The organism is Ruoffia sp. FAM 26255 (assembly GCF_045528525.1).
GTDB classification, from domain to species: domain Bacteria; phylum Bacillota; class Bacilli; order Lactobacillales; family Aerococcaceae; genus Ruoffia; species Ruoffia tabacinasalis.
Genome location: NZ_JBGQQX010000041.1, coordinates 1 through 21,717 on the forward strand (window position 1 = coordinate 1; position 21,717 = coordinate 21,717).

Consider the following 21,717-nt stretch of genomic DNA (forward strand, 5'->3'; position numbering starts at 1 on the left):
AGTTCCACTAAGCGAATTGGTAGAGTCTGCTTACGCAAGGTATTGAACCGCCGTGTACGGAACCGTACGCACGGTGGTGTGAGAGGTCGACTAGTCAAATAATGGCTAGTCTCCTACTCGATTTTGATAAAATTATGAATGTGAACATTATATTCTGAAGAGTGTTTAAACGTAACGATAACTAGCTATCATTAGATGAGTCAACTATACTTTAGATAAGATAATAATAAATGACCGTGGAGGTGAATGAGATGACAATGAAGATGATTATGGATTTAGACACGGGTGTGGATGATGCTTTAGCTTTAGCGTATGCACTTAGTTTTGAAGAAGTAGAACTTATTGGCGTCACTACAAGTTTTGGGAATGTCACTTTAGAGAACGCAACAAAGAATACAATAAACTTACTTGATTTACTAGGTCATAGTCATATTCCAGTTTTTGAAGGTGCGAGTTCGCCTTGGGGTGAGACGAGCTATGAACCTCAACCACATCTATTACATATCCATGGAGATAATGGTATCGGAAACGTTGAATTAGGTGAACCGAAAAGACAACCTAGTAAACAAAGTGCAGTGGATTTCATCATTGAATCTGCAAATACATTTGGGGAAGAGTTAATATTATATACGGCTGGACCTATGAACAATTTAGCTGATGCAATTAAAAAAGATAAAGAAGCCATTGAAAAGATTGGTAAAATTGTAAGTATGGGGAGTGCACTAACAGTACCTGGCAATGTTTCACCATATGCCGAAGCAAATATTCATAGAGATTCTAATTCTGCTCAATATGTCTTCGCTAGTGATATTCCAATGACATTAGTTGGTCTGGATGTAACACTCAAGACAATGATTAAAGGGACAGATATCTCGTCTTGGCATCCAGTAGGTACAAAAGCAAGTGAAGCTATGGTTGAAATGGCTAATTACTACTATACTAATGAATTTGATGATGCTGAGATTGGTGGCGCAATGCATGATCCTTTAGCAGTGGAAGTCGCACTGAACCCTTCAATTGTTAGTCAAGCGACAAAAATTAATCTTAAAGTGGAAACTGAAGGTGAAGCGAAGGGAAGAACCATTGGAAACCTAGACTTATTAAATCGTCCATATAAGTCTATGACAGTGTGTTTAGATGTAGATAGTGAACTTTTTAATTGGCGATTTATTGAAAGAGTCCAGCATGTTTTAAGACAAGTAGATTAAGCCTTTGTATTGTAACCTTATTCAGTTATAATAAAACATAATTAAATATGACAGTTCGTAACCATCCTGTCATTAAACAAAACTAGGGCTAATTTTAAGTTAAAACTCTAGAGATGTTATATGGACATCTCTATTTTTATTGCTTTCAATTTGCCGAAAGGGAGAGAAAAAATGCAAGGTAGAAGTAATGAAGACATGGGTAATGTGAGTTTGTTGGGGAATCAAGGAACTAAATATTTGGATAATTATGCGCCAGAAATTTTAGAATCGTTTCCAAATAAGCATTTGGATAATGATTATTTTGTTAAATTTAATTGTCCCGAGTTTACGTCTTTATGTCCAATGACAGGGCAACCAGATTTTGCGACTATTTACATTAGCTATGTTCCAGGGGAGAAAATGGTTGAAAGTAAGTCATTAAAACTTTACTTATTCAGTTTCCGTAATCATGGTGACTTTCATGAAGATTGTATGAATATCATTATGAAAGACCTCATTAAGCTGATGGAACCAAAATATATTGAAGTATGGGGTAAATTCACACCTCGTGGTGGAATCTCGATCGATCCATATTGTAATTATGGTCAACCCGGAACAAAGTGGGACGATATGGCTTGGGAACGACTTAAAAATCATGATTTATATCCTGAGAAAGTGGATAACCGTTAGGTTAAAGGGGGTATAATGATGAAATTAGTTTTATTAAGTGGTGGAGTTGATAGCTCTACAGCCTTAGCTCTTGCTAAAGCAACCGATCCAGATATATTAGCAATTACTTTTACGTATAATCAACAACATGAACAAATGGAATTACTAGCCGCTCAAAAAGTCAGTGAATATTATCAAGTCAACCATAAAATTATGGATTTAAGTTCAATTTTTTCAGATAGTCAATCTGCCTTGAGTTTAAATAACGACATCCCAATTGCTGAGGGAGCATATGGAGAATCTAATGAACTTAATACAGAAGTGGAGTTTCGAAATGGTGTCTTTTTAGCAATATTAGCTTCATTGGCTAAACAGTATCGAGCTGATGAAATTTACTTTGGTGCACACCAAGACGAGTCCGGAACAATTTATCCTGACTGTTCGCCTGAATTTATTCAAACAATGAATCAAGCGATTCAGCTTGGTACAAATAATTCTGTATCTATAAAAGCTCCCTTCAGGACTAGGTTAAAAAAAGATATTGTAGCCACAGGGATTGAATTGGAGGTACCTTATGAGCTAACTTATAGCTGTTACAAAGGGACTGACCCTGCTTGTGGAGTTTGTGGTACGTGTATTGACCGGAATCAAGCTTTTAAAGCGAATGGACTGGAGGTACTATAAGATGCAGAACTTAAAAACCCAAAACTTAGTTAATAATGCCTTATTAGCATCTTTATATGTTGCTTTGACTTTAATCAATCCTATTTCTAGTGGGATGTTTCAGTTTAGAGTGTCAACATTATTAGTACCAGTTCCATTTTATCAACCTAAATTAGCACCAGGAATACTCTTTGGTGTGATGATCAGTAATATTTTTAGTCCATTAGGGCCAATTGATATATTATCGGGTTTTCTAATTCAATCCATGACTCTTTATGTGTTTAACCGATTATTCAAATCCGCTTATATTAAAAGTATAGCTTATGGAATATGGTGTGGCATCGTGGTTGGGGCGACCTTGCATTATGCAGTGGGCGCACCGTTTTGGGTAAGTGTCATCAGTGTTGCGATATCTAATATTGTTGTAGCTTTAATAGGTACATTTGTTGTAGAGAGATATCTCTCTTCTTTTATAAAACAAATGGCACATTAAATGTATTAATTTAGTTCATCAAAGAGCAGAAATCTAAATAGATTTCTGCTTTTTTTGTTATTTTTTGAAATGCAAACACTTCTAATTTAAAAGACAAGTTTTATGCATAGAATTAAAAAATATTAAATCGAACGATCGATTGCATCCTTATACGGAATCATTGCTATCAGTAATTCCAGTACAAAAAATTAATTGCTTTCTAATACGAAGTGATAACCAGGTAAATTGCCTGGGTTTTTGCCTATATATACCGCTTTCTATGTGGATATAGTACAATAAAAATATGGAGAATAATTACATGTTTAGAGGAGTCAAATTTATGTATAAAGATAGCGAATTAATTATCCGCACATTGAAAGAACAAGATTTAAATCAATTGTGGGAGTTTATATTTAAGGAAGATAATCCAGAATGGAAACAATGGGATGCACCTTACTACCCACATGCATCAAAGTCCTATGATAATTTTCTAAAGGATTCTAATCAATGGGTTGATCAAGTTGATCGATGGGCAATTGAATATAAAGGAAAGCTGATCGGGACTGTCTCCTATTATTGGGAGCACGAACCATCGCTGTGGTTAGAAACTGGTATTGTGATTTATGATGCGTCCAATCGAGGACAACATATTGGTAGGCGTGCATTATCTCTTTGGATTAGTCATTTATTTAATACATTACCCTTAGTTCGTGTGGGGTTGACGACTTGGTCTGGAAATGAACCGATGATCAAAGTCGCTGAGAATTTAGGCATGCAGATGGAAGCGCGAATACGTAAAGTAAGACTATACAATGATTATTATTATGACTCAATTCGCATGGGGATTTTACGTGAGGAATGGGATAAATTAAATAAATTTGAATTGGAGTAGCTTATTGCTGCTCTATTTTTTTTGATAAATTTGTATGCTATTTTTAAAAATTCAACTGTTAGATAAGAACCCTTACGAATAACTTTACAAGTCTTATGTAAATATAAATATTATTTTAAGCCGAACGTTCGACTATAAAGCTTCTGAATTGTTCTCATAAAGATTGTTTCAAATTTTTATAAGGTGTAACTTAAATATGACAAAAAAAGTTTTTTATATAAATATTCGAATGGGAGTGAAATGTTTGATGAGAACGATTGAAGGAATGAGCTCAGTAGGAGCGAATTTCCGAGGCATCGATAGTGTCGTAGAGTCTGGTGGATTATTTGGTATTTGGAATCATCCCTTAGCTAATAAAATCACCTATTTTGGACTTCATGCTTTACAACACCGGGGGCAAACGAGTGCTGGGATAGTAACAAAAGATGAGAACACTTTTACGAGTTTTCGCGGTCGAGGATTAATTTCACATATTTTTGATACAGAAGATAAATTAGAGAAGTTAGTAGGGAACAGCGCCATTGGTCAGGTTCGTTCTGCCACTGTTAGCGATCAGGCAGATGATTCGAATATTCAACCGTTATTATTTCACTTCAATAATCAATCGATAGCCATCACGCATAATGGAAATTTAACTGAAGCCTTATCTTTACGTCAACAACTAGAGAACGATGGGGCTGTGTTTTCTACAAATTCAGCGGCTGAGATATTAATTCATTTGATTCGACGTTCAAAGAAGAATAATTTTACAGATGCTTTTCAATCATCAATCGAACAATTGAATGGTGGGTTTAATTTTTGTTTATTAACAGATGATGCATTGTATGGAGCAGTGGATAAACATGGATTTAGACCATTAGTTATCGGACAATTTTCCAATGGTACTTATATCTTAGCTAGCGAAACATGTGTGTTATCAAGTGTTGGGGCAAAATATGTCACTGAAGTTCAAGCAGGGCAATATGTAGTTATTAATGATGAAGGTTATCAAATCACAAGCTACACTAACTCACCGAAACCAACACTTGAACCAATGGAGTTTATATATTTCTCACGACCTGATTCTGATATATCAGGAATTAATGTCCATACAGCACGAAAAGAGATGGGACGCCGTTTAGCTAAGGAACAACCAACACACGGGGCAGATTTAGTAATTGGCGTGCCCAATTCATCACTTTCTTCTGCGAGTGGCTACGCTGAAGAACATGGTTTACCGTATGAAATTGGTTTAATCAAGCATCAATATATTGGTAGAACATTTATCCAGCCTAATCAGGAACTACGGGAACAAGGAGTTCGATATAAGCTTTCCGTTGTAGAAAGCTTAATCCGTAATAAATCAATTGTACTTGTAGATGATTCCATAGTACGAGGGACGACTGTGCGACATTTAGTTGAGTTACTAAGAGGGGCTGGAGCCAATGAGGTTCATTTAAGAATTGCCAGTCCGCCAATTCGTTTCCCAAATTATTACGGCATTAACACAACACATACGGAGGAATTAATCGCTGCGAACTACACAATTAAAGAGTTAAATGAATTATTTGGTAGTGATTCACTTGGCTACCTGTCAGTTAATGGTTTAGTCGATAGTATTAATTTTGATGCAAATATCCCTCATCAAGAAGTGAGTTTAGATGCCTATACTGGTCAATACCCTTCCGATATAGGAGATTATCAGAATGAATTTCAAGAAAGCTTAACACCATTACAAAAGAAAATTTTAAAAGGAGAATTTAGTGATGAGTAATGCATATCAACAATCAGGTGTCGATATTGAAAAAGGATATGAGGCAGTTGATCGAATGAAGAAGCACGTTAATAGAACGATGCGGCCAGAAGTTATGAATCAATTAGGAAGTTTTGGAGCATTGTTTAAATTGGATACGAAGCAATATAAAAATCCAGTGTTAGTTAGTGGTACGGATGGAGTTGGAACAAAAATATTACTTGCTCAGCAATCAGGAATATTAAACACGATTGGTATTGATGCAGTGGCCATGTGTGTGAATGATATCTTAGCTCAAGGTGCTCAGCCTTTGTTCTTTTTAGATTATCTTGCGGTAGGTAATACAGTTCCAGAAGATATTGAACAAATCGTTTCAGGAGTGGCAGAAGGATGTGTTCAAGCCAATGCTGCTTTGGTCGGCGGTGAAACAGCTGAGATGCCTGATTTATATGCAGACAATGAGTTTGATTTAGCGGGGTTTTGCGTCGGGGTTGCAGATGAAGCAAATATCCTTGACGGTTCTAAAGTTAAGGCCGGAGATGTGCTCATCGGTTTACCAAGTTCAGGCATTCACTCGAATGGTTATTCATTAGTACGAAAAATATTCTTCAAAGACCATAATATAAAATTTGAAGATCAATTATCAGATGGACGTACTTTGATTGATCATTTATTAACACCCACTAAGATTTATGTTAAAGAAGTTATGCCGTTTGTAGATTCACAAAGTATTAATGGAATCGCTCATATTACCGGTGGTGGTTTCTTTGAGAATCTACCTAGGATGTTCTCAAATAATTTAACAGCAGTTGTAGATGTTAATTCTTGGACCATTCCAACTATATTTAATGAATTACAGAAATTTGGCCAGTTAGATCTCGAGGAAATGTTTAACGTTTTCAACATGGGGATTGGGATGGTTTTGGCAGTTGAAGAATCAAAGGTAGAAACAATTCTCTCTAGTATCAATGAAAGTGTTGTTATCGGACGTATCGAGAAACAAAAGAATGAGGGCGAAACTGTTCGTCTAAATATAGATAAGGAGTAGTACTTGACTATGAATCTAGCACTATTCGCTTCAGGGAATGGATCAAATGTTCAAGCCATTATTGATGCAGTAAAAGCAGGTAAGATTGCGGGAAATATTAAATGTATCGTCTGTGATAATTCGAAAGCTTATGTGATTAACCGGGCAAAAGAAGCGGGAATTGATACTTTTATATTAAGTCCTAAAGACAGCCCTAGTCGTCAAGCATGGGAGCTCGAAATTATTAAATATTTAAAAGCACATAAAGTAGATTTAATTATATTAGCTGGCTTTATGCGAATTCTTGGAGCGAACTTACTCAATCATTATCCTAAAAAAATTATTAATATTCATCCATCTCTACTCCCAGCATTTCCTGGGCGTCAAGGAATACAAGACGCTTATAATGCAGGTGTGAAAGAAAGTGGAGTAACGATTCATTATGTTGATGAGGGGATTGATACAGGAGAAATAATCGCTCAGAAAAGACTTCAAATTCAGCCAGAATGGACATTAGAAGAATTAGAAAATAACATTCATCAAATTGAACACTCTCTATATCCGAAAGTGATTCAACAATTGGCAAAAGAATTCAATGAGAAAGGAAGCAATGTAAAATGACAAAATATGCACTACTAAGCGTATCAGATAAGACTGGAATTATAGAGGTAGCCCAAACGCTTGTGAATAATGGAATTGAATTATTATCAACCGGAGGAACATTTAAGACAATTGAAGAAGCGGGTATTCCGGTCACTGCTGTGGAAGATTATACAAAATTTCCAGAAATGATGGATGGACGAGTAAAAACGTTACATCCAAAAATTCACGGCGGCTTATTAGGATTACGTGATAATAATGAGCATAAACAAGCGATGACGGATTATGGTATTTCAATGATTGATTATGTCATTGTTAATTTATATCCTTTCAAAGAAACAATTACAAAACATGATGTTACATTGGCAGATGCCATTGAAAATATCGATATCGGTGGGCCATCAATGCTTCGTAGTGCAGCAAAGAACTATCAATCCGTAACTGTTGTTACTGATCCTGCAGATTACTCAACGTTAATTCAGCAACTTACAGATAATAATGAAAGTACTTATGAATTTAGACAGTACTTAGCTGGTAAAGTGTTTCAATTGACCTCCCATTACGATGCTTTAATTGCAGATTATTTAGAACAGTTTTATAAGAAAGAACAAAACTTTGAAGTTAACCACTGGACCCACAAGACTTTAACATACTCAGAAAAACAATCTTTACGTTACGGGGAGAATAGCCATCAATCGGCTACTTTCTATAAAGAACTCAATGCTCCAAAATCATCCATTGCAGCAGCCGTTCAATTGAATGGAAAAGAATTATCTTACAATAATTTAAAAGATGCAGATGCAGCGATTAAGATTGCAAAAGAGTTTACAGAACCGGTTGCCGTAGCAGTCAAACATATGAATCCTTGTGGTGTGGCAATAGCCGATACAATTGAAGAAGCTTTTGAACGTTGCCAACAAGCGGACCCAGTTTCAATTTATGGTGGAATTGTAGTCGTGAATCGAGAAGTATCACTAGAATTAGCAAACGCTTTAGGGAAGATATTCTTAGAAATTATAGTTGCTCCAAGTTTTAGTTCAGAAGCATTAGAAAGATTAACTAAAAAGAAAAATTTACGTCTTTTAACCATCGATTTTGATGAAGAGTTAAATAAGGATCAAGAAGAATATGTTTCAGTTTCAGGTGGATTATTAGTTCAAGCAGTGGATCAATCCAACGAACTGATAAAAGATTCTTTATCAGACATTCCAAATGCTTGGGATGTCTCGACAAAACGACAACCGACACTTGAAGAACTAAAAGCGATGAACTTTGGTATGAAAGTTGTAAAACATGTTAAAAGTAATGCAATAGTAGTGACAAATGATTATATGACCTTAGGAATTGGAGCAGGGCAGATGAACCGTGTTGGTTCTGCTGAGATTGCACTAAAACAAGCCGAAGAGAAAGATGCAACTTTAAGACAGACATATGTGATGTCAAGTGATGCATTTTTACCAATGTCAGATACTGCAAAATTAGCACATCGTCGAGGTATCACAGCGATTGCTCAACCAGGAGGGTCGAAATATGATCAAGACTCTGTTCAAGTTTGTGATGACAATGACGTTGCTATGGTTATGACTGGTTACCGCCATTTCAGACACTAAAATATATTAATTAGGAGAGAACCCAATGAAAGATATCTTAATTATTGGATCGGGCGGACGTGAGCATGCCTTGGCACTTGCTTTTGCCCGCAGTCCTCAAGTAGAGCAAGTATATGTTGCCCCGGGTAATCCAGGTATGATTATGACTAATCATAATATAGAATGTGTAAATATTCCGGTAACAGAAATCGAACGTTTAGCGGAGTTTGTAGAAAGTTCAGCGATTGACCTGACATTTGTTGGTCCCGAACAACCTTTGGAGTTGGGCATTGTTGATTATTTTATAAGTCTCAATTTACCTATCATAGGGCCAACAAAAGCAGCTGCACGATTAGAAAACTCAAAAAATTTCGCTAAAGATATAATGTCACTTGCAAAAGTTAATACTGCTAAACATCGTTTCTTTAAAGCCGGAGAATGTCTAGAAGCGATTGAATATGCAGAAGCCTTAGGGTTACCATTTGTTATCAAAGCAGATGGCCTAATGAGTGGTAAAGGTGTCGTTATTCCAGAAACGATGGAGGAAGCTGTGAGTTCCCTCGAGTTGATGATGGATAAGAGTAATAAAGAAGTGCTCATTGAAGAATTCTTAACTGGAACAGAATTTTCTCACTTTAGTTTAGTTAATGGAGATCATATTATATCGCTTGGTACGGCGTGTGATTATAAGCGTGCGTTTGATAATGATTTAGGATTGAATACGGGAGGCATGGGTTCTTTCGCTCCAGTTCCTTGGTTTGATGAAGAAGCAGAACACCGTGTGTTGACGGAGATTGTTCATTCCATTGCCAATCAAATGATCGAGAACGAAACACCGTTCACTGGTATTCTTTATACTGGAATTATCTGGACGAGTGAGGGGCCAAAAGTGATTGAATTTAATACTCGCTTGGGAGATCCAGAGACTCAAGTTTTACTTACGTTGTTAGAGAATGACTTCTATGAAGTTGCTCAAGCTCATTTAGAACAATCACCTATAGATATTCGTTTTAAAAAGCAATTTAATCTAGGAGTTGTACTTGCAGCCGAAGGCTATCCAAGTCTGCCAAAAGCAAATATTCCTTTAAATATTCCAAAGACAATTGAAGACAATGTTTACTTTGCAGGGGTGGATGGTAGTCCTGAGAAAGGACTCCAATCAAGTGGCGGGCGAATCTTAATGGTTACTTCTAGTGGCGATACTATTGAAGAAGCTAGGGAAAAAGTTTATAACGATATGAAACAATTTGATATTCAAGATACATTCTACCGAACAGACATTGGTTTACATCGAAATAAGGAGGCGTAAAGCATGACAGAACAAACAGATATTGCTGTAGTCATGGGCAGTATTTCTGATTGGGAACAAATGCAACATTGTTGTCAATTTTTAGATACACTAAATTTAACTTACGATACAAAGGTAATCTCGGCTCATCGTATGCCTACGGAGATGATTTCTTTTGCAGAAAATGCTAAGAGCAATGGTTATAAGGTGATCATCGCAGGTGCTGGAGGAGCTGCTCACTTACCAGGTATGATTGCTTCAAGTACTACATTGCCCGTTATTGGTATACCGATAAAATCAAGCGCACTAAGTGGGATGGATTCACTCCTTTCAATCGTCCAAATGCCAGCTGGTGTACCAGTCGCAACGATGGCAATCGGACCAGCAGGAGCCAAAAATGCTGGATTAATGGCAGCAAGAATTCTTGCTGTGACTGACAAAATAGTTGAGAATTCTTTAAAAGAATTTCAAGTGAATCAACGACAAGCTGCTCTGGAGAGTACTGGTGAGTTGAATGACTAAGGTGATTCAACCGGGCGCAACGATTGGTATTATTGGTGCTGGACAACTTGGAAAGATGTTAGCTCAATCTGCCCAAAAGATGGGCTATAAAGTAGCGATGTATGATCCTAACCCAACTTCTTGCGGCTTTGCTGTTGCCCATTCAACAACAGTAGCGGATTTTACGAACAGGGAAGCTTTATTGAAATTTGTTCAAAGCGTTGATGTAGTCACATATGAGTTTGAAAATATTGATGGTGACCTACTTAAAGAACTGGAAAGTGAAAGTTATTTACCACAAGGGACAAGCTTATTACTGAACTCACAAGATCGAATTAAAGAAAAGGATTGGCTGAATCAACAAGGCATACCTACGACTGACTTTACTGATGTGAATAGTTGGACAGATTTAACAGATGCAATAAAAGCAATCAATTTACCAGCGTTTTTAAAAACAACACGTTTTGGTTACGACGGTAAAGGACAAGTTTTCTTAACTGACAAATCAGATTTAGAAACGAAGCGATCAGATATTGAAGCCTTGTTAGAAGAGCAATCATTAATTTTAGAGGCATTTTGTGACTTTAAATATGAAGTGTCAGTCATCGTTTCTCAGGATTTATATGGCAATATTGAAATATTTCCAATAAGTCAAAATCAACATATCAATGGTGTCTTATACTCCAGTATTGTTGGAGCGAATTACTCTGAGGACTTGACTGATCAAATATATGACATTGCTGAGAAGATTGCTAAAGCAGGGAAGCTTATTGGTGTATGTGGGATTGAATTTTTTATTACTGAGGATGAAGAAGTATTTGTTAACGAAATTGCTCCCAGACCTCATAATACTGGGCATTATACTATCGAAGCAACCAACGCATCTCAATTTGATCAACATATTCTTGGAATAACAGGTCGTTCACTGATTAATATTCGCTTGTATGAATCAGGATTAATGATTAATATTTTAGGTCAACATTTACCTTATGTTGAAAAAGTTAGCCAACAATATCCCGAAGCGATTTATCACATATATGACAAAGGGGAAGCTAAAAAACAACGCAAGATGGGGCACTTTACACTTACAAAACCTGACTATAATCAGTTAGAAAAGATACTCTATCAATCAACAAGCCTAAAAGCATGGCAAGAATTATTCTGATAAAGAAAAGGGGATAGACATGGAATTACTCTATCAAGGGAAAACTAAAGATATTTATCAAGGATTGAATCAGTCGATGATTCTAAAGTTTAAAGATGATGTGACGGGGACAGACGGTAAGTTTGATCCCGGTGCGAATCAAATTGGTTTATCTATTGAAGGTATGGGGAATTTAAATTTAAGATTAACAACATTTTTCTTTCAATTACTTAACCAGACTGGTATTCCTACTCATTTTATTGCTTCAAATCTTAATGAAAATACGATGACAGTGAAGTCTGCAAGTGTATTCGGTAAAGGGTTAGAAGTCATTACTCGATTTAAGGCAACAGGTTCTTTTATTCGACGTTACGGAGAATATATTGAAGATGGAGCAAAACTAAATAATTATGTCGAACTTACGTTAAAAGACGATAAAAGACAAGATCCATTAGTAACTAAAGATGGGCTAAATGCCTTAAATATATTAACTAATAAACAATATGAGATATTAATTGATTTAAATATTCAAATAGCACAGATCATCCAGAAAAAACTAGCTGAACATGGGTTTGAATTATACGATATAAAATTAGAGTTCGGTTATGTTAATCATCCAGATAATATTATTCTTATCGATGAAATTTCTGGAGGCAATATGCGTGTTTACAAGGAAGGGCAACTTGTTGATCCTATTGAATTAGCACAATATTTTAATGATTTTTAAGGAAAGGACAATTTAATGAGCAAATTTATTGTAGTACCAGCGCCAGATTCTTCATTCTTATTAAAAGAAGCGCATCATTTCTTGAAATTAACAAACTTGCAAGCAGTAAAGCAATATGACGTTTTTGAAACTTCGGATGAAGGTGATTTAACATTAGTAGAGCCTTTATTTGAACAAGGTCTTATTTACGAAAACTTAGAGTCATTTAACATTTCCACTGCTTTTCGTTATCGCCAAGTATTGGGGCAATATGATGAGGTCGAAGAGATGACTAACCGTATTATACAAAATATTAAAGGGCATGATCTTTCTTTACATCATTCAAGAATTATTGATTTAAAAGGTTTAACTGAAGTCGAAGTAAAAACTTTCAAAACATATTATATTAATGAAACAGAAACTGAACTCGTTTCTTTTAATGCTTTAAATTATGATATGGGAGTCAGCCAAGGCTTAGATTTACAAGGAATAGAAGGTTTTAATGATTTAGATACGGCTGGCTTACAAGAGTTAATTAAAGATTATTCAATGGACCTTGCTGATATTGAAGTCGTTCAAGCGTATTTTCAATCAGAAGCAGTTAATCCAACTGTCTTCCAATTAAAAGTCATCGATACATACTGGTCAGATCACTGTCGCCATACGACATTTTTAACTGAATTAACAGACATATCCGTGACTGAAGGTAAATACCAAGAAGCCATTGAAGCTACTATCGCAGAGTATAATGACGTGCGTGATTCAGTCTATGCTAATCGTCCTAAAGTTAAGCCAGTTACATTAATGGATCTTGCAACGATTAATGCAAAACATGCAAAACAATTAGGTCTGTTAGATAACTTAGATGAATCTGATGAAGTGAATGCTTGTTGTATTCGCATTAAAGTGGATGTTGAGGGTGTTGAAGAAGATTATTTACTCTACTTTAAAAATGAAACTCACAATCACCCAACTGAGATTGAACCTTTCGGAGGGGCGGCTACATGTATTGGTGGGGGGATTCGTGATCCGCTTTCAGGTCGTAGTTACGTTCATCAAGCGATGCGAATTACTGGAGCTAAAAACCCGAATGCGTCATATGAATCAACACGAGATGGTAAATTACCACAACGTATCATCTCACAACGTGCTGCTATGGGATATAGTGACTACAGTAACCAAATCGGACAAAGTGCTGGTTACGTGCGCGAATATTACCATGACGCCTTTGAAGCTAAGAGAATGGAATTAGGTGCCTTAGTTGCTGCTGCTCCAGTTGATAACGTTGTACGTATCAAACCAGAACCTACGGATTTAATTATTTTACTTGGTGGACGTACTGGACGTGACGGATTAGGTGCAGCAGTTGGATCTTCAATGGTTCAAACTGAGAAATCAATCGAACTACAAGGGGCAGAAGTCCAAAAAGGGAGCCCGACCATCGAACGAAAGATTATTCGCTTATTCCGTAATCCAGAAGCTACGCGCTTAATTAAGAAATCGAATGACTTTGGTGCTGGGGGTGTATCAGTAGCTATTGGTGAACTAGCTGATGGCTTGACCATTGAATTAGATAAAGTTCCGACTAAATATGAAGGAATGGATCCTAGCGAAATCGCCTTATCAGAGTCTCAAGAACGAATGGCTGTTGTCGTTTCTAAAGATGATGTTGATAAATTTATTACTCTATCAGAAGCTGAGGACTTAGAAGCGACAGTTGTGGCAGAAGTGACTGATTCATCTTATATGGTGATGCGTTATAACGGTGAAGAGGTTTTCCGCATAAAACGTTCATTCTTAGAATCGAATGGTGGAGCCAAAGCAGCTGATGCTATCATTAATTATTCTGATGTAAGTCAATTCTTTTCTGATTCACGACATGTATTAACTCAGTTACAATCGATTGAAAATGCGAGTCAAAAAGCATTATCACAAAACTTTGATTTTACAATTGGGAAAAATACAGTTCTTGCACCATTAGGTGGGGAGAAGCAAATAACTCCTCAAGAAGGAATGGTCGCAAAAATACCTGTCTTAGGCCAAGATACTTCAACTGCTTCAGTCATGACTGTTTCATTCAAACCTGATCTAGCAACGCTCTCACCATACCACGGTGCTTATTATGCCGTTGTTAATTCAGTAGCTAAAGCTGTGGCCTTAGGTGTTCCTTATCAAGAAACTCGCTTAACATTACAAGAATTCTTTGAGAGTATGGTGAATGAGAATAGTTGGGGAAAACCGACTGCTGCCTTACTTGGAGCCTTTAAATCAATGAAACAATTAGGTTTAGCTGCCATTGGCGGTAAGGACAGTATGAGTGGTACCTTCGAAGATATTGAAGTCCCACCATCACTTATTAGCTTTGCCGTTGCAACAACAGACTTTACAAAAGTCAATTCGCGAGAATTTAAATCTATAGACTCAAAAATTGTTTTATTAGAAGCTAGATTAAATGCAGATGATTTACTAGATACTGATGAAATTAAAGCTACCTTTGAAACGATTACGAACTTAATTAACGAGAATAAAGTTCGTTCAATCTCAACCATGGACGATAAGACGATTGAAATGAATCTGATTGAAATGGCTCTAGGTAATGCGATCGGTTTTGAAATGAAAGCAGAATACTTACATAAAAAATCTGCCTTAGGATTCTTAGTAGAAGTCGCTTCTGATGTTGAAGTTGAAGGTGGGGTCATAGTTGCTCAAACGAATAGCAGTGATGAAGCAAAATTTGATCAAACATACTCTTTAGAAGAATTGGCTCGTCTTTATGCAGAACCATTAGCTGATGTATTCTCAGACATTGAATTGGTATCTAATTCTGAAGATGTAAAACCTGCATTAGAGATTCCAGAAATATCATCGAATGCCAAAGTGTTAATCCCAGTCATAACGGGAGTGCATGGTGAATATGATCTGTATGAATCATTTAAACGATATACTGAACATGTTGATTTCTTTATCATCAAAGAGGAATTAGGTTACAAAGAATCAGTCAAAGAATTTGCAAGTAAATTATCTGACTATGATGTCTTAGCTTTCTCTGATGGCTCAATACTATCTAATCGTCTACAGTATGGACAAGCGATTAAACTACTAATTAAAGACATCAAAGCCGAATTAGAAGCATTTGCCAAAGATAAGTATATTCTAGCTATTGGCGCATCATTTGCTGGCTTTGTCCGCAGTGGTTTAATAGAATTTGGCCGTGTTCAACAAGGAACACAAATTGACTTTAAGGTAAATCCATTTGAAAAATTTTTTTCAACTTTAGTAAATGCTGAAGTCATTAAAGAAACAGAATACGCGAAAGCGGGTAGTTATACGACAGCTTTGGCAGGCTATCATTTAAGTGTTGAATTGGATGAAAATAAATTTAAAGACCAAATCATCTCCAAATATACAACGTTCTTTGCAGAAGAAGTCGGTGTTGATGCAATGGTTGATCCTACAGGACATATTATAGGGGTAAATGGAAACTTTGAACGCATGAATATTGATGGCTTTGCCAATGTTGATACAGTAGAGGCACCATTTATTGCAAATATTCTAAAGAAAGCAAATATTTAATAACTCACATAGATAAGTTAATCGGTTTTACTTAATAAATCATAACGAGCATTGAGACTGACTTGTTTGCAAGTATGTTCAGTTTTAATGCTCTTTTTTAGTACATTCATGTATGTGTGTAATCGCTATTTCGAATGTTTTTCTTGTATTAGTGATACTATTTTAATAGTAAGGAGGGCAGAGCCAGACAAATAAGGATGCATAGTATTTTAACTATGGAGTTTACAAAATGAAAGTTGTACCTTACTTAAATTTTAGACAATCTAAACCAGTTCTAGCTTTCTTTGAAAAGTAAGGTGCTTAAAAAAATATTGAGATAGTAGTAGCATCTGATGAAATGTTCAGCGGTGAAAATTTTTGATTTGTATAAAAAGCCATATCTGAAAGTTGGAATACTCAATTATAATTTCGACTTGCAGATTATTTTTGTGAAACTGGAATTTGTTAATTTAGTATTTTAATTTGAGAAGATGAGTATGTCTAACAAGTGTATTCATTGAATTGTTTCTATGAAATCATTAAACTAAATAGTATGGAGCGGTTACATGACTTATTTTTGAGGAGGTACTAATTATTATGAAAGCAAAATTTCACGGACATGCTGTGGTTAGTATAAAAACACAAGATGGCACAAAAATATTAATTGATCCTTTTATTACTGGGAATGGATTGACTGATTTACATGCGAATACGGTGGAAGCAGATGTTATCTTAGTGACCCATGGACATTCGGATCACATTGGAGATACTATGGCTCTCGCTAAAAGAACTGGCGCATTGGTTGTATCCACTGTTGAAGTTGTTGGCTATTTAAATTCATTAGGTTTAGAGAATTTACACGGTATGCAACCTGGTGGTGCTCATGACTTTAACTTTGGGCGGGTTAAGTTAACACCAGCTATTCATGGATCATCAATTGAAATAGATGGAAAACCTTTTACACTTGGCTTAGCCACTGGGATTTTGATAACAGCTGATGAGCAAACATTTTATCACGTTGGTGACACAGCCTTATATTCAGATATGAAATTAATTGGCGAGTTCAATGATATTGATTTAGCATTTATTCCAATTGGTGATAATTTTACGATGGGACCAGAAGATGCAGCCGTTGCAGCCAAATGGTTAAATGCAAAGAAAGTTGTACCAATTCACTATAATACTTTCCCATTAATTGAACAAGATCCGGCACAATTTACCAAATTATTAGCTAATGGGGTGGGTTATGTTCCAGTAATTGGTGAGACAATAGAGTTATAAAGTAAAAAACAGAAGTGAGATAGGTATTCTATCCACTTCTATTTTTTATACTAATTTAATATTTAAGTTGATATTATTGCCTTTGCTTAAAATACTTGAAACTTTACAATGGCGGTGAATAAAACGTTCTAACCCAGCTAATTGATCCTCATTCAATATAGCATCAGTTACAAGTTCAACAGATGCATCTAATCGCCACTCTCTGTTCTCATCAATAAAATCACCTGCCACACGAGCAGTTAATTGTGAAAATTCTATCTTTTTCATATTCAAGTATGATACTGCTGTCATCAAATGACACCCAGATAAAGAAACTAATAATAGTCCAGTTGGTGAAGTACCCTGACTAGTAAATTCAGGCATTCGTTCAGTATAATCCATAGTATATGAAAAACCTTCGATATCAGCTTGCACAATATAACGATCAATTACCTTTGCTTTTGTCTCTTTCTCTGCCATGATGCATTCCTTCTTTCATTGAGAATAATTAGATGATAAGCGAATTCTTTGATAGTATAAATTATATCACAGAATTTAATTCATACTAATGAAAGGAATTATCGCTTTATATACAAGGGGGATATCTAATGCTAATACACCATAGATTCATTTTGTTTAAAATAAGCAATTATAAAAATAATACGTTATAACAATTAAACAGCATCCTATTGCCTTTTTATTTTTCCATGTTAGGATAGATACATTATATTTATAGGAGGGTATTATGAATGTGCCAATTTTGTACGAAGATAACCATCTTTTAGTTATTGAGAAGCCGGTTAATGTTCCTGTACAAGAAGATAGTAGTAAAGATTTAGATGTACTCAATCATCTAAAGCAATTTATAAAAGTCAGAGATAAGAAGCCAGGTAATGTTTACTTAGGACTAGTGCATCGGCTTGATAGACCTGTCGGGGGTGCGATGGTATTTGCCAAGACATCAAAAGCGGGATCCAGATTATCTAATACATTAAGAAAACATGACTTGAAAAGATATTATCTGGCCGTAGTAATGGGGAAGTTACCTAGGATGAAGGGGACATTGACACATTACCTCTGGAAGAATCGTAAAACGAATCAAGTTTACACTGTTGATAAAAATCATAACCAGGCTAAAAAGGCTTACTTAAGTTATGAAGTTCTAGCTTATCAGCACGGTATGTCATTAGTACGAGTTCAATTGCATACTGGCCGATCACATCAGATTCGGGTACAGTTTCAAGCAATTGGCTCACCTTTATATGGTGATCAAAAATATGGAGATCATCGAATAAAGCCTCACAGCCAAATTGCATTATGGGTAACATTAATATTGTGAGATTGACTACATTTCAATTATAATACCCTGCGTATCAAGTAATTGGTGCGTACTCCACTTTAATTGCTAAGAATACCTAAAGCCTTATGACCAAAGCGGAATTTTAAAAAATAAACGTCAAGGTGCGAAAGCAGAAAAAATAATAAGGATAATCTAAGCTGAAATAAAAACTACTTATTATAGGACAGTATGTAAATAAGTAGCGCTAAGGATAAATTAAAATGGTTGTTTAGCAGCGAAAACTCTAAGTTCATGAATGAATATGAGGGACGTTCAACGACTATCTCCTTGAGGGAGAGTAAAGCCGCAAGCAAATGGCGGAAGAAAAATGTGGCTACCCATGTGGTAGAAGAAATAGTCTGCGCTATATGGAAACATATAGAAGTCTACTCGCAAGAGAAAGACTGTATTAAAGGTTGCGCTTTAATATGAACACGAAAAAATCAAATAATATAAAATCGATTTATAGTATGAATCCTCTCTGATAAAATATACAGAAGGGAATTTAAAATATAGAATTATTGTCTATTGGAAAGTTTGCAAAAAAACAGGGATAACTCCCTATATTTTAAGACGGATGCAGCAAAATGGCGAGTTGATTCCCCATCATATAACTAATGCAGGAACTCGCTATTATTCCTCGGAGCAATTAAAAGATTATCTACCTGAGACTATCAATAACGATGGTAAACTTATTATTGGTTATTGTAGAGTTAGCACTTCGACACAAATGGCTGAATTAAGGTCGCAAGTTAAGCTTGTTGAAGAATATATGCAAGCTCATGATTATACTTTTGAGATCTTTTCAGAAATTGGTGGCGAACTTAATTATCAGCGAAAAAGCTTATTAAATCTCTTGAAAATGATTAACCAGCAAGAAATCAGCAAGATTGTCACTTTGAATAAAAGTCGCTTCATGCGAAATGGTTTCGAATTATTTGAGTATCAATGTCAATTGAATAAAATCGACATTGAGTTGATTGATGATTCAAAAGAAACCAGGATTTATAGTCTTTTATCGCGTAATCCTTTAAACAATAATTCTTATTTAGAACTATGATTTTAAAACTACATTTGGACATATAATTCCTATCGGCTTATGAAATGGAAATTCCACATCCTACGTTACAAGAATTGATAAAAATTCAATCTAATCCACCACAATTAGAACCATGGACAACATTTAATTTGTCCCAATGATAAAGCGCTACTTACCCCTCATTAGGGTAAGTAGCGCTTTATTTATTTCGAATATTGTTTAGTCAATAGATAATGTTACCTGAGTAGCTTTATTGGTGGAAAACCTTTTATTTCGAGAGACAAAAGACTCTATACCACCTAAACGAATTCTAAAACGATCGTCTTTGTTTAATAAGATTTGCTCTGCCCAATATAAATTATGGTCTACTACGAAAGAGGGCACACCAAAGTTCGAATGTTGCGTTAAAACTGAATTGAATTCAGAACGGTGTTGATTTAAATTAATTAAACCTTCTCGGAATGATTCGGCGGTTCCACTTGAATCTTGATTCATAATAGTTGGATTGGCACAAGCGTCACCGAGAATTACAGTCTTAAGTTCAGGCATAAGAAACCCCATAATCCCTGAAGTATGACTTGGTAAGTGTATGGGAATGATAGTGACTCCCATAAGTTAAACACATCGTATTCTTTATAAGAATGATAATTTATTTCTTTTTGAGCAATAAAGTGCTCCGATGTGAAAGATAAGCCTTGCTTTCGCATGATCTAGATGACCTTGTGTGCAGATGACATCATAGGGCATATCAAGTAAGTTATCAACAACTTGCCTCAAATCCCCATATCTAAAACCAGTATTAATCAAAACGACTCTGTCACGCCCATTGACAACATAAGCACAGACGTTAGGCATTTTAATACGGATTATGGCGTCGTTAATTTGTTCGCTTTCAAATAACTTTATAATGCACTCCTTTACTTGATTAGTTGAACTCTATAATAATCTTGGATTAAATAGAAGTAAATCAGAAAATAATGGATCAAATTCTTTTATAAAAGCTGAAAATGTGCGAAAATGTAATTAGTAAAGGGCATGCTACGTAATAAATATCTAATCTAATAAGGACGTGAATCATTTGTTAATACATCAGCCTAAATTATGGAGTGTAATGCTCCGTTTATTGTTAACCGCGGTTGGTCAATTTAGCTTAATTTATTTATGGATGTTGATTCCAGGTCAAGAGGCCATTGCTTATTTCTTACTCTTAATTTTAATGTCAGCCCCCGTGGGAACAATAATTAATCTCATGTTAAAGAAATGGATTTTTCAGTTAATGAATGATTCAGATTCATTTGCTTTAAAAATAGCGTACCCCTTTATAATTATTATTGGTCTATTTATCACTGTTATTGTCATAACAAACTTGAACATTTTTGATTTATTCTTTCTTTTGATTTTTGTCTTTGTATTGTCGCTACCCTTATTATTACTTGAAATGCTATTCTATATAATAAGAAATTGGACTCAATTAAAAGAGTAGATAGAGTCAGTATGTTAATAAAACGATCTCTTATTACTGATGTAAAGATTGCAACAACTTGAGGAGTGAAAAAGGAACTGAAAACTGTCTGGGAAAAGAATTAAAGGATACAGATTAGTTTTTGTAATGAAATTTAAGTTCTAATTGACAAAAATAAAAAGATATTATATTATAATATCATTAAAATAAACACATTGAAGTGAAAAGTAAACTAATTTAACTATAAAGAGAGCTCTTAGATGGTGGGAATGAGTAAGTGGAAATTAGTTGAAAATGGTCACAGAGTGGTCTTTCTGAATGCTAACGCAATAAGAAAGAACGGACGCATCCGTTAAACGTGCTTCAGTATACGTTATATCAATGAAAACGTGTATTGAATAAGGTTATTTCAGCGATGAAATAATAAATTAAGGTGGTAACACGAAGTAAACTCTCGTCCTTTTCGGATGGGGGTTTTATTTTGTTATGATGAATTGTAAAATTAAGTGCGACAAATAAAGAAACCCATAACAGGTTCGTGTAAAATGTTAGTAATGACAAAAACATAAACACGGAGGTCTGTTATGAGCTACAC

20 protein-coding genes and 1 other annotated feature are annotated in these 21,717 nt (G+C 35.4%); of the genes, 17 read left to right on the forward strand and 3 right to left on the reverse strand.

Annotated features, from left to right (window positions below; translation table 11 throughout):
• Positions 1 to 251: 251 nt before the first annotated feature.
• The 15 genes from ACEN31_RS08395 (at position 252) to ACEN31_RS08465 (ending at position 17,303) form a co-directional block, all read left to right on the forward strand.
• Positions 252 to 1,208 carry a nucleoside hydrolase gene (locus ACEN31_RS08395; protein WP_407109163.1) on the forward strand — a complete coding sequence of 319 codons (957 nt, stop codon included), beginning with the start codon at positions 252 to 254 and terminating at the stop codon, positions 1,206 to 1,208.
• Between the two features lie 171 nt (positions 1,209 to 1,379).
• Positions 1,380 to 1,877: a preQ(1) synthase gene (gene queF / locus ACEN31_RS08400; protein ID WP_407109164.1), complete on the forward strand. Its 498-nt coding sequence runs from the start codon at positions 1,380 to 1,382 to the stop codon at positions 1,875 to 1,877.
• An 18-nt stretch (positions 1,878 to 1,895) separates the two neighbouring features.
• Positions 1,896 to 2,540, forward strand: a complete 645-nt coding sequence (queC, locus tag ACEN31_RS08405) for a 7-cyano-7-deazaguanine synthase QueC (protein ID WP_407109165.1) — start codon at positions 1,896 to 1,898, stop codon at positions 2,538 to 2,540.
• 1 nt (position 2,541) lies between these two features.
• Entirely contained in the window at positions 2,542 to 3,012 is a 471-nt protein-coding gene (locus ACEN31_RS08410) for a QueT transporter family protein (RefSeq protein ID WP_407109166.1), read from the forward strand.
• A 319-nt stretch (positions 3,013 to 3,331) separates the two neighbouring features.
• A complete protein-coding gene (locus tag ACEN31_RS08415) occupies positions 3,332 to 3,883 on the forward strand; it encodes a GNAT family N-acetyltransferase (RefSeq protein WP_197103454.1) in 552 nt (183 codons plus the stop codon).
• A gap of 265 nt (positions 3,884 to 4,148) precedes the next feature.
• Positions 4,149 to 5,636 carry an amidophosphoribosyltransferase gene (purF, locus tag ACEN31_RS08420; RefSeq protein ID WP_407109173.1) on the forward strand — a complete coding sequence of 496 codons (1,488 nt, stop codon included), beginning with the start codon at positions 4,149 to 4,151 and terminating at the stop codon, positions 5,634 to 5,636.
• Complete coding sequence (gene purM / locus ACEN31_RS08425; RefSeq protein WP_407109167.1) at positions 5,629 to 6,663, forward strand: phosphoribosylformylglycinamidine cyclo-ligase; 1,035 nt, start codon at positions 5,629 to 5,631, stop codon at positions 6,661 to 6,663. The genes purF and purM overlap by 8 nt, the downstream gene beginning before the upstream one ends.
• 9 nt (positions 6,664 to 6,672) lie before the next feature.
• Positions 6,673 to 7,263, forward strand: coding sequence for a phosphoribosylglycinamide formyltransferase (purN, locus tag ACEN31_RS08430; protein ID WP_407109168.1), 591 nt, complete (start codon positions 6,673 to 6,675; stop codon positions 7,261 to 7,263).
• Entirely contained in the window at positions 7,260 to 8,852 is a 1,593-nt protein-coding gene (gene purH, locus ACEN31_RS08435) for a bifunctional phosphoribosylaminoimidazolecarboxamide formyltransferase/IMP cyclohydrolase (RefSeq protein WP_407109169.1), read from the forward strand. The genes purN and purH overlap by 4 nt, the downstream gene beginning before the upstream one ends.
• A gap of 25 nt (positions 8,853 to 8,877) precedes the next feature.
• Positions 8,878 to 10,140, forward strand: coding sequence for a phosphoribosylamine--glycine ligase (gene purD / locus ACEN31_RS08440; RefSeq protein ID WP_407090036.1), 1,263 nt, complete (start codon positions 8,878 to 8,880; stop codon positions 10,138 to 10,140).
• A 3-nt stretch (positions 10,141 to 10,143) separates the two neighbouring features.
• Positions 10,144 to 10,641, forward strand: coding sequence for a 5-(carboxyamino)imidazole ribonucleotide mutase (gene purE, locus ACEN31_RS08445; RefSeq protein WP_407090037.1), 498 nt, complete (start codon positions 10,144 to 10,146; stop codon positions 10,639 to 10,641).
• The gene (gene purK / locus ACEN31_RS08450) at positions 10,634 to 11,785 is read left to right on the forward strand and encodes a 5-(carboxyamino)imidazole ribonucleotide synthase (RefSeq protein WP_407109170.1); all 1,152 of its coding nucleotides are present in this window, start codon (positions 10,634 to 10,636) and stop codon (positions 11,783 to 11,785) included. Before purE ends, purK begins: the two co-directional genes overlap by 8 nt.
• A 19-nt stretch (positions 11,786 to 11,804) precedes the next feature.
• A complete protein-coding gene (locus ACEN31_RS08455; RefSeq protein WP_407109171.1) occupies positions 11,805 to 12,491 on the forward strand; it encodes a phosphoribosylaminoimidazolesuccinocarboxamide synthase in 687 nt (228 codons plus the stop codon).
• Between the two features lie 15 nt (positions 12,492 to 12,506).
• The gene (locus ACEN31_RS08460; protein ID WP_407090041.1) at positions 12,507 to 16,043 is read left to right on the forward strand and encodes a phosphoribosylformylglycinamidine synthase; all 3,537 of its coding nucleotides are present in this window, start codon (positions 12,507 to 12,509) and stop codon (positions 16,041 to 16,043) included.
• Positions 16,044 to 16,619: 576 nt separating this feature from the next.
• Entirely contained in the window at positions 16,620 to 17,303 is a 684-nt protein-coding gene (locus ACEN31_RS08465; RefSeq protein ID WP_407090043.1) for a metal-dependent hydrolase, read from the forward strand.
• A gap of 45 nt (positions 17,304 to 17,348) precedes the next feature.
• On the opposite strand, the gene ACEN31_RS08470 is transcribed toward ACEN31_RS08465, so the two are convergent.
• Positions 17,349 to 17,762, reverse strand: coding sequence for an OsmC family protein (locus tag ACEN31_RS08470; protein ID WP_407090044.1), 414 nt, complete (start codon positions 17,760 to 17,762; stop codon positions 17,349 to 17,351).
• 265 nt (positions 17,763 to 18,027) lie between these two features.
• Here ACEN31_RS08470 and ACEN31_RS08475 point away from each other — a divergent pair, with 265 nt between their 5' ends.
• A complete protein-coding gene (locus ACEN31_RS08475; protein WP_407109172.1) occupies positions 18,028 to 18,621 on the forward strand; it encodes an RluA family pseudouridine synthase in 594 nt (197 codons plus the stop codon).
• A gap of 520 nt (positions 18,622 to 19,141) precedes the next feature.
• A complete protein-coding gene (locus ACEN31_RS08480) occupies positions 19,142 to 19,681 on the forward strand; it encodes an IS607 family transposase (protein WP_407109174.1) in 540 nt (179 codons plus the stop codon).
• A 198-nt stretch (positions 19,682 to 19,879) separates the two neighbouring features.
• Here ACEN31_RS08480 and ACEN31_RS08485 read toward each other — a convergent pair whose 3' ends face one another.
• Together ACEN31_RS08485 and ACEN31_RS08490 are read right to left on the reverse strand one after the other, a co-directional pair.
• The gene (locus tag ACEN31_RS08485) at positions 19,880 to 20,209 is read right to left on the reverse strand and encodes a hypothetical protein (RefSeq protein ID WP_407090958.1); all 330 of its coding nucleotides are present in this window, start codon (positions 20,207 to 20,209) and stop codon (positions 19,880 to 19,882) included.
• 84 nt (positions 20,210 to 20,293) lie between these two features.
• Positions 20,294 to 20,515, reverse strand: coding sequence for a hypothetical protein (locus ACEN31_RS08490; protein ID WP_407101561.1), 222 nt, complete (start codon positions 20,513 to 20,515; stop codon positions 20,294 to 20,296).
• An 813-nt stretch (positions 20,516 to 21,328) separates the two neighbouring features.
• Positions 21,329 to 21,587: a binding site (T-box leader), on the forward strand.
• The last annotated feature ends 130 nt before the right edge of the window (positions 21,588 to 21,717 follow it).